Here is a 10,378-nt window from a genome sequence, read left to right as displayed (position 1 = left end):
ATGCACGAGTCATTCCACAAAAATGATCCTACTAAGTTTACCCGTAAATGGTTTGCATGGGCAAATACGCTGTTTGGCGAATTACTTTGGGAAACGTACACACAAAAGCCAAAATTATTGCTGCGACTTTGAATTATAAATAACAAAGTGGTAAGATTTTTAAAAGATTGATTAGGCGAGACTGATCGGTAGTTGATTAATTCTAAGGCGTTACGGATCAAATATCCGGGCGCTTTTTTGCTTTTAGATTATCCGACAAAATAATTCTATTGTTTCCAAACGTTAAAAATTCCGGCATTTTTAACACTGTTGAAAATCTTTTTTAATAATGTCAGGTGTAAGTCGACTTTATTGCCCAATAATTCTGAAATGCACTTTATGTCAATAAATATGTATGATTTGGCAAACTCCCGCTTTAATAAAACATGTTATTTGTTCCAACCAATTAAATAAGTACATATTATTCATTCTGTAATACGCATTAAATGTGTGCCTTACCTCCTGCTGCTTGGGTTAGGTGGTAATCGCAACGCTATTTAAACGAAATTATCGAACCCTTAAAATTTAAAACCATTCACCTAAATGCCAATGAAAGTAAACAGCTGTTATCAAACCAATTTAATTCCAAACCCTCATTATGCGCAATTAAAAGTTCAATTATGAAAAAGACTTTACTAAAAAAAACTTCAATTATTTCACAGCCACGGTTTTACCTGGGTAGTATTGCTCTTTTACTTTTCTCCGGTCTTAGTTCTGCGCACAATTTAACCACAGTTTTAAATAATAAAACATACGCCATTGTTAAGGATGCAAACACAAGCCCCATAATTGTAAAAGGAAAAGTTACTGATCGTTCCGACGGTCAATCTATGCCGGGCGTTTCTGTAAAAATTAAAGGGACGAGCATCGGCACGGTCACTGATGTAAATGGAAATTTCTCGCTGCAGGCCGAAGAGAACGCTATCTTAATATTTACCTATATCGGATATGACGCTGTTGAGGCGGCAATTGATGGAAAAACGACCTTAAGCATTAGCTTACAACCAACTAATAAAAATCTGAATGAGGTGATTGTTGTAGGTTATGGCACGCAAAAGAAGACCTCGTCTACCGCAGCGGTGTCGACCATAAATACGGCAGAGATTGCCAGGAAACCGGTTGCGAATTTAACAAACAGCCTTGTGGGCAGGGCTTCAGGCCTTATTGCCACGCAGGGAAGTGGTGAGCCGGGTATCGATGGCTCAGGCATCCAGATACGCGGTACATCTACCAACGGCCGCCAAGGTGTATTGTTGATCGTAGATGGTGTGCCACGCGATTTCAGCCGCTTAGACCCAAATACTATAGCAACGTTTAGTGTGCTAAAAGATGCAGCCGCTGTTGCGCCATACGGCGTCGCCGGAGCAAATGGGGTGTTATTGGTGACCACCAAACAGGGACAAGTTGGAAAGGCTACCTTGTCTTACAGTGGTTATTACGGTTGGCAAAATCCGACCAGCGTTCCACGGTTTGTAAATTCATTTGAATATGCTTCGCTAAGGAATGAAGCAGATGCGAACGAAGGACGTACCCCAACCTATAACGCCGGTGACCTTCAGAAATTTAAAGATCATTCGGATCCTGACGGCCATTCTGACGGTCATCCTCTGGATGACATCATTTTAAAAAATCAGCCTATTCAATACCATAATCTTACGCTTTCGGGCGGTAATGATGATATAAGGTATTTTGCTTCGGTGGGCTATAATCATCAGGCCGGTATGTGGAGTACCACATATCTGAACAGGTATAACGGTTCGTTAAACTTAACAGCAAAGGCTACAAAAACCACAACGGTAAACTTTTCGGTTAACAGCTATCTGGAGAACCAGCACTTTCCATCACAAGGTGCAGGTACAATCATTGGTCAGGCACAAAGGCAAAATCCTACCTATCCGGTTCGATACAATAACGGATTGCCATCAGGCTACATAGGTCAGTCGTTGATAGGTGAAATCTACGGCAGCGGTTATCAGGTAAATGAAAACACGTCTTTATTAACCCAACTATCAATAGAACAACAATTGCTAATCAAGGGGTTGAGTTTAAAAGGGGTAATAAGCTATGATAACGGCCCGGACCCTGTATTTGGCGGCAATACATCCTTTACTCGTAGGTACACCACACCGATTGAGTTTTATACGGTTGATACCTTAAAGAAGCCTTACGTTTACAACAAAAGTATTCAGGGAAGTTCGAAACCGCAATTCTATGAAGCGTATACACAAAATCATGCACTTACCTATCAAGGTCTTCTAAATTATTCGGGTTCGTTTGGGAAAAGCGATATCACCGGCTTACTGGTGGCTGAGTATCGAAATGTAAGGACTAATAGCTTCTCTGCTAATAGAATAAACTATAACCTTGATATAGACGAACTGGATTTTGGCGGCCCTCTTCCGAGTGACGCTACTGTGGGAGGTAGCTCCGGCGGGCAAAAGCAAATCGGATATGTTTACAGAGTTGGTTATGCTTATGATAAAAAATATCTTTTCGAGGCAACAGGCAGATATGATGGCAGTTACCTTTTTGGGCCTGGCCGTAGATTTGGTTTCTTCCCCGCATTCTCTGCAGGATGGCGACTGTCTGAAGAGAAATTTATCAAGGACAATTTTACCTGGATAGACAACCTAAAGATCAGGGCTTCCTGGGGGCAGTCGGGTAATTATCCAAATGGTTCCTACCTTTATCTAAGCCAGTATAATGTCGCTTCAACGTCCGCAGTGATAGGAGGAAATGCCACACAGGGAATTTATGAAAACCTTCAGAAAAATGCTGATTTTAGTTGGGAAAAAGCCAATAAAACCGATATAGGTTTTGAAGGCAGCTTCTTTAAGGGTGCTTTAGGGCTGGAAGTGGATTACTTTTATGAAAAGCGGTCAAACCTTTTGGTTACCATTGGGGCCGTGTTGCCTGGAGAATACGGCGTTGCAACCGGCCCTGTTAATGCGGGTATTATTGATAACCGTGGCGTCGATCTGACAATCACTTCTTTTAAAAACTTCTCGAACGGTTTAAGGCTGGATATAAAAGGAACCTTAACGTATGCGAAAAACAAGCAGCTTAAAGTTTTCGAAAACGGTGCAACCTTCAACAATCCAAACAGGCGCCAAACAGGTCGCTCTTTAGGTGAGCAGTATGGACTCAATGCCCTAGGTTATTTCAGCGACGCGGATTTCGTAGATCCCAAAGCTACAAACCCAGTTTTAAAGCCAGGGATCCCCGTACCAACATTCGGTCCGGTACATCCTGGCGACCTGCGTTATGCCGACTTAAGCGGCCCTAACGGAACGCCTGATGGCAGGATCGACGGTGATGATAATACCGATATAGGACACCCGCAAACGCCGCAGTTTATCTGGGGGCTTGAGCCGAGGATCGCCTTTAAAAACTTCGACCTGGATCTGCTTTTTCAGGGTTCTGGTTTAAGTAATATCCGGCTTGAAAATTATTATGTATTCCCATTTTTGGGGTCAGGGTCTGCTACCGAACTTTATTACCAGGACCACTGGACGCCTTCGACACCGAATGCTACCTATCCAAGGGTAACTAATACGCCATCTAACAACAACACACAAGTATCCAGCTGGTATTTAAGAAACAATTCTTACATCCGCTTAAAAAGCGCAGAGCTTGGTTATACATTCCCCAATAAATTAACGGGCAACACGATCCGCTCATTAAGGATTTATGCCGCGGGCCAAAATATTTTTTTCTGGACACCTTCCATGAAAGAAAGTATTGATCCGGAAAATTCCGGCAGTAACCAAAATTATTATCAGCAACGTGTGCTTTCAGTAGGACTCAACGCAACTTTTTAAAAGATTAATATGAAACTCAAAAACATAAAAAACAGACAAGTCTTTTTAATTGCCTTCCTGGTTATAAGTATCGCTGCTTGTAAAAGAGACGACTTTTTAAACGTGCCTCCTAAAGGAATCGTAACAGATGATGCCACATTCAGTTCTGAAACTAATGCCGATTTGTTTGTGAACGATATTTACAATAATCTGCCGGATCTGAATAACAATACGGAAATGCTTGATCAGTGGACCGATAATAGCATGACCGGGGCGTCAAACCAGCCAGGGCAGGCAATCATACGCAATAATTCGATCAACCCTAATGCGGATGGGGCCACCAATGGACCAGTAAACGCTTTTAGATGGGAAACGGTGTACGGCAACATCAGGAAGTGTAATGTTTTTCTGCAACAGGCAGATAAAAATAAAGGCAACTTTTCTGAAACCTTTTATAAATCCCGCGTTGCTGAGATTAAATTTTTACGGGCTTTTTATTACTCTTTGTTATTACAGAATTATGGTGGTGTCCCATTAATATCAACGCCGCTAAATAATTTAGATGGCAGCGACATATTTGTTGCCAGGAGCACTTTTGATGAAACGCTTGCTTTTATAGAAGCTGATTGTGATGCAGCAGCGGCAGATTTACCCGCAACAACAGATAACCAAAACACAGGGCGCGCTACAAAAGGAGCCGCCTTAACATTAAAGGGCGCAGTTGATCTGTTTGCTGCAAGCCCATTAGCTAATACAACCAACGATAAAGCAAAATGGGCGAAAGCTGCGGCTGCCAATCTTGCAGTAATGAACCTGGGCACATATGGTCTATTTCCGGATTATGGTGCGCAATTTTTAGCGGTCAATAATTGGAATAGTGAAACTATTTTTGCCAGGGGCTATGCGCTGCCAAGTAAGGGTCATAAGCGCGAGGGGATCTTGGGGCCGGTTTTTGTTCATGGCGGGCAACAGGCCTGGGGAAATATAGTACCCACCCAAGGTTTGGTGGATGATTATGAAATGGATAATGGTAAACCCATCAATGATCCTGGTTCTGGTTATGACGACCAGCATCCATACGTTAACAGGGAGCAACGGTTCTATAAATCTATTGTATATGATGGCTCAGCCTGGCAGGGCGAACCCTTTTTATCAAGAATAGGGGGTGGTAATCAGATAGATCTTGGTTCTACAAGTGATATAACCAATACCGGTTACAATGGGCGCAAAACACTGGACGAATCTATCCTTGGCCAAACAAGTCTTGGAACCAGCCCAGGTACCTCAAATTATCAGTTCTACCGCTACGCAGAAGTGCTCTTAAGCTATGCGGAAGCGCAAAATGAAGCTGTGGGACCGGATCAATCGGTTTATGACGCGGTTAAAAAGGTTAGGGCGCGGGTAGCCCTGCCTGAGATTCCGGCAGGATTAAGTCAGGAGAAAATGCGGGAAAATATCCGTCGTGAACGTCGTGTAGAACTTGCTTTTGAAGATAAACGCTGGTATGATATAAGGCGCTGGGATATCACCACAAAAGGGCCGGCCGTTTTAACCGCTGCTGAATATGGTATGAAGATTACAGTAGGCGGTGGAGGAGTGTTAATCTACACGCCGGTTAAAGTATTTCAAAATACATTTTCACAGTACATGAACTGGCTGCCTATACCGCAACGGATTCTTAACCAAAACACAAAGCTTAAACAAAATCCAGGATATTGAGGCTTTAGTTATAACTTAATTTACGTTCACAATCCCGGCTGGTCTGGGATTGTGTTTTTTTGTTTAATATGATTACTTCATTTATCAATATCCCAACAAAACGATGAAATTAGCCAAGTTAGCATTTTCTGTTATTTGTCATAGTAGGGTGTTCCTGTTTATTTTACCTGGTTTACTATTGCTGTTTTTGACAGGATGCGAAAAAGCGGGGATACACCAAACCTTATTTAAATTATTATCCGAAGAACAAACGCATATTAATTTCACCAATACGTTAACAGAAGGTCTAAACACCAACGTGTTGATGTATGAATATTTTTATAATGGCGGAGGTGTGGCTGTCGGAGATCTAAATAGCGATGGCCTACAGGATATTTACTTTACCGCGAACATGACTGATAATAAACTGTATTTGAACCAGGATCATATGCAGTTTAAGGACATTACTGAACAGGCTGGGGTAGCAGGCCGTCCGGGCCCCTGGAAAACCGGCGTTACGCTGGCGGATGTTAATGGTGATGGCAAACTAGATATCTATGTATGCTACTCCGGGAAAATAAAAGCTGAAAAACGCATTAACCAGTTATTTATAAATCAGGGTAACAATAATTCTGGTGTGCCGCTGTTTTTAGATCAGGCTGCTAATTATGGCCTCGCATTTCCGTCTTTCAGTACACAAGCTTATTTTTTTGATTGCGACCGCGATGGTGATCTTGATCTTTTACTGGTAAACCACAATCCGCAACGGATAAGTCTTGTTGATGATATTTCCGTTAAGGATATGATACGTAAACCGGATGCAGAATCGGGGATACGCTTATTGAGAAATGATCATGGGCACTTTATTGATTTTACAGCAGCGGCTGGAATAATTAACACCTCATTTTCTTATGGGCTGGCAGCCGGCATAGCTGATATTAATGGCGACGGATGGCCGGATTTCTATGTGTCAAATGACTATAGCGTACCTGATCGATTATATATCAATAACGGGAAGGGCGGGTTTACAGATCAGCTTCAAAAGCAAATTGGTCATACCTCTTTTTATTCTATGGGTAACGATGTAGCCGATATTAACAATGACACCAAGCCTGATATCTATACGCTGGACATGCTTCCCGAGGATAATAAGCGTCAAAAACTTTTATTCGGTGCCGATAACTATGATGCCTTCGATTTGAACCTGCGGGTCGGGTTTTACTACCAGTACATGCGCAACATGCTTCATGTAAATAACGGCAATAATTCATTTAGCGAAGTTGGGCAGTTAGCCGGTATCTCCAATACCGACTGGAGCTGGGCCCCCTTATTTGCTGATTACGATAATGATGGATGGAAGGACCTTTTTGTAAGCAACGGCTATACCCGTGATTATACCAATATGGACTTCCTCAAGTTTATGGGGGATAACCTGCGCAACCGTAATGTGATGCGCCAGGATCTGCTAAACATTGTAAACCGAATGCCTTCATCAAAGGTTAGCAGTTACTTTTTTAAAAATAATGGCAACACGACATTTACAAATACCAGCGCTGACTGGGGCATAATAAAATCTTCAAATAGTAATGGCGCAACTTACGCTGACCTTGATAATGACGGCGACCTTGACCTGGTAACCAATAATATTAACCGGCCGGCTTTTGTTTACGAAAACCAGGCGATAAAGCAAAACGGCAATCATTATCTTTCCATCAGCTTAAAAGGTGCCGATGCTAATACGCAGGGGATAGGGGCCACGGTGACGATCTATAAGGGCAATAAAACCCAATATCTCGAACAAATGCCCACACGGGGTTTTCAATCCGGGGTGTCACCCATATTGCATTTTGGCCTTGGTAAAGATCAAAAGATAGATTCCCTGCGGATAACCTGGCAACGCGGTAAAATGCAGTTAGTTCAAAATATAAAAGCCGATCAGGCGATCACCCTGAAGGAAAAGGATGCCATAACATCCGCTATCAGCAAAAAACAGATAACGCCTGCATTTAAGGAAATTACTTCGCCCATCGTATCGCACGAAAGCGAAAACGCCACTAACGATTTTAAACGACAGCCCTTAATGGTTAACCCAGTTTCTTTTTCGGGCGCCATTATTACCAAAGGCGACGTAAATGCTGACGGGTTAGAAGATATGTATGTTGGCGGGCATGATGGAATACCCGGAATGCTATACTTGCAGCAGGAAAATTTAAAATTTGTAAATAAGCCCAATCCTGCTTTTGCAGCAGACAAAAACAGCACCGATGCAGCGGTGCTGTTTTTTGATGCCAATAGCGATGGTAAGCCCGATCTCTATGTGGCATCCGGTGGCTACGCCGACTATTTGACGGATGACCCGCTGTTGCAAGACAGGCTATACCTTAATGATGGTAAAGGAAATTTCACCAAAGCAATAGGTGGCCTACCAAAAATGCTAAGCAGCAAAAGCTGTGTAAAAGTTGCCGATATCAACGGCGACGGTTCGCCTGACCTGTTTGTTGGTGGCCGTGTTATCCCGGGCCGGTACCCGGAAACGCCGGAAAGCTATATTTTAATAAATGACGGCAAAGGTCATTTTACCAATCAAACCGTTCACTATAACCCTTTATTGAAACACATAGGCATGGTGACTGATGCTGCATGGGTGGATATGAACGGCGATAAAAGGCCTGATTTGGTTATCGTGGGTGAGTGGATGCCGATAAGGGTTTTGGAAAACGCGAACGGGAAACTAACCGATGCGTCGGTAAAATATTTCGATAAAAAATACAGTGGTTGGTGGAACTGCATCCAGGCAAGTGATATTAACCATGACGGGCACCCGGATATTGTTGCGGGTAATTTGGGTTTAAATACCCAATGCAGGGCAAGCGATGCTGAACCAGCAGAGTTGTTTTATAAGGACTTTGACGATAACGGGTCAATGGACCCCATGCTGTGTTTTTACATTCAGCATAAAAGTTATCCTTATGTAAGCCGCGATGAAATGCTTGACCAGATCAGTGTGATGCGTACCCGTTTCTCCGATTATAAAAGTTATGCTGATGCTACGATTGATCAAGTATTTACTTCCGAAGAACTGAAAGGTGCCGGTCACCTTAGCGCAAATCATTTGGCGACAACCCTTTTTATTAGTAACGCCCAGGGCAAGTTACAAATTGCGGCATTACCCTTACAGGCGCAGTATTCACCGATATATCAGATAATGACACTGGATTATGACCATGACGGTAAAAGTGACTTGCTGCTCTGTGGCAATATCAACCACAGCCGTATTCGTTTTGGCAAATACGATGCCAACTACGGTATATTACTGAAAGGCAATGGTGCAGGCAGTTTTAGATATGTGGATCAGCAGCACTCCGGCTTTAACTTATGGGGAGATATACGGGGAGTGCTGCAATTCAACAATGTTTTACTATTTAGCCTTGATCAAGGCCGGTTTAAAGCTTACCAACAACAATAAGCAATGAAAAGAAATGCCCTAATAACCTTGCCAGTGCTGCTACTGCTTTTTATGGCAGCGTGTGTTAAAAAAAACCAGCCTGAGTTAACAAACCGGGATATCGGAAAAGTAACAGCGCATATGACGGACGTAATGGTCCATGACGTGACCAATCCACCACTGGCCGCGCGTTTTTTTGCCTATACCTGTTTGGCTGGGTATGAGGTAATGGCCCAGAATGACAAGCATATTAAAAGTATGCATGGTATCTTAAACCAATATCCTGTTATAAGATTGCCTAAAACCAATACGCCCTATAACCCTAAGTTAAGCGCTGTGCTTGCCATGTTCGAAACAGCCGCCAAACTACAACCATCCGGGAACTTAATGGCCAAACACGAAGATGTATTTTTAGATTCCTGTCGTAGGATAGGTTTTACCAGCCAAGTGGTCGATAGTTCAAAAAGCTATGCTCAAGTTATCAGCAGGGAGATACTGGCTTATGCAAAAGCGGATGGTTACCGTAAAATAAGTAATTATCCAAGGTATAAGCTTAAACGTGTACCGGGTAGCTGGGATCTGACACCCCCTTCCTACATGGTACCGGTTGAGCCTTATTTTAATACTGTACGCACCCTAACGCTTGATTCCGCTTCTCAATTTGTACCCGCCGCGCCAATTCCGTTTTCCGCAGATAAGCATTCAGGCTTTTATAAAATCCTACAACTGAGTTATACGAAAAGCGGCAAAGGTTTAAGCCTGGAAGAAAAAAATATTGCAAATTTTTGGGATTGCAACCCTTTCGCCGTTCAAAACAACGGGCATATGCTGATCGGCTTAAAAAAGATTTCACCAGGCGCGCACTGGATGGGCATAACCGCCATTGCTTGTGAGCACGGTAAAGCTAATTTTAACAAAACGATGGAGGTAAACACAATGGTGGCCGTAGGTCTGATGGATGCCTTTATCTGCTGCTGGGATGATAAATACCGTACTAATCGCGTCCGGCCGGAAACTGCCATCCGAATGTATATTGATCCTCATTGGAAACCTTTGCTGCAAACACCTCCATTCCCAGAATATATCAGCGGACATTCTGTAGTTTCTGCAACCTCTGCTGTTATCCTTACACATTACTTCGGTAACGATTTTAAATACATCGATAATGTTGAAGTACAGTTTGGCATACCGGCAAGACATTTTAATTCCTTCGCCCAAGCGGCAAAAGAAGCTGCAATTTCCAGGTTTTGGGGTGGGATACACTTTATGGATGCTATTGACAATGGTGTTGTACAAGGTTCGCAGGTGGGTAATTTTATTTTAAATAAAGCGAGCGGAACTAAAATGAAATGACGACTAAAAATTGTGGCTCCAAACTAAAGTGCGATACTCCATT

General features: G+C 42.8%; 5 protein-coding genes. All 5 read left to right on the top strand.

Translation table 11 applies throughout. The annotated features are described in order from the left end of the window. Positions 1-132: glycoside hydrolase family 125 protein (locus tag ACVW0P_RS21015; RefSeq protein ID WP_457133813.1), on the top strand; the 132-nt coding region annotated here is incomplete at its 5' end. Positions 133-659: 527 nt separating this feature from the next. Continuing rightward, the gene (locus ACVW0P_RS21010; protein ID WP_457133812.1) at positions 660-3,860 is read left to right on the top strand and encodes a SusC/RagA family TonB-linked outer membrane protein; all 3,201 of its coding nucleotides are present in this window, start codon (positions 660-662) and stop codon (positions 3,858-3,860) included. Between the two features lie 9 nt (positions 3,861-3,869). Then, entirely contained in the window at positions 3,870-5,558 is a 1,689-nt protein-coding gene (locus ACVW0P_RS21005) for a RagB/SusD family nutrient uptake outer membrane protein (RefSeq protein ID WP_457133811.1), read from the top strand. Positions 5,559-5,661: 103 nt separating this feature from the next. After that, a complete protein-coding gene (locus ACVW0P_RS21000) occupies positions 5,662-9,003 on the top strand; it encodes a VCBS repeat-containing protein (protein WP_457133810.1) in 3,342 nt (1,113 codons plus the stop codon). Between the two features lie 3 nt (positions 9,004-9,006). After that, a complete protein-coding gene (locus tag ACVW0P_RS20995) occupies positions 9,007-10,335 on the top strand; it encodes a vanadium-dependent haloperoxidase (RefSeq protein ID WP_457133809.1) in 1,329 nt (442 codons plus the stop codon). The last annotated feature ends 43 nt before the right edge of the window (positions 10,336-10,378 follow it).

This window comes from Mucilaginibacter sp. UYNi724 (assembly GCF_054057495.1).
Note: the sequence above shows the minus strand (reverse complement) of the source record. Positions and strands in the feature narration are given on the sequence as shown.

Excerpts from the sequence above, each read along its gene's own strand:
- ACVW0P_RS20995 (WP_457133809.1), top strand. The coding sequence starts at position 9,007 with ATGAAAAGAAATGCCCTAATAACCTTGCCAGTGCTGCTACTGCTTTTT.
- ACVW0P_RS21010 (WP_457133812.1), top strand. The coding sequence starts at position 660 with ATGAAAAAGACTTTACTAAAAAAAACTTCAATTATTTCACAGCCACGG.
- ACVW0P_RS21005 (WP_457133811.1), top strand. The coding sequence starts at position 3,870 with ATGAAACTCAAAAACATAAAAAACAGACAAGTCTTTTTAATTGCCTTC.
- ACVW0P_RS21000 (WP_457133810.1), top strand. The coding sequence starts at position 5,662 with ATGAAATTAGCCAAGTTAGCATTTTCTGTTATTTGTCATAGTAGGGTG.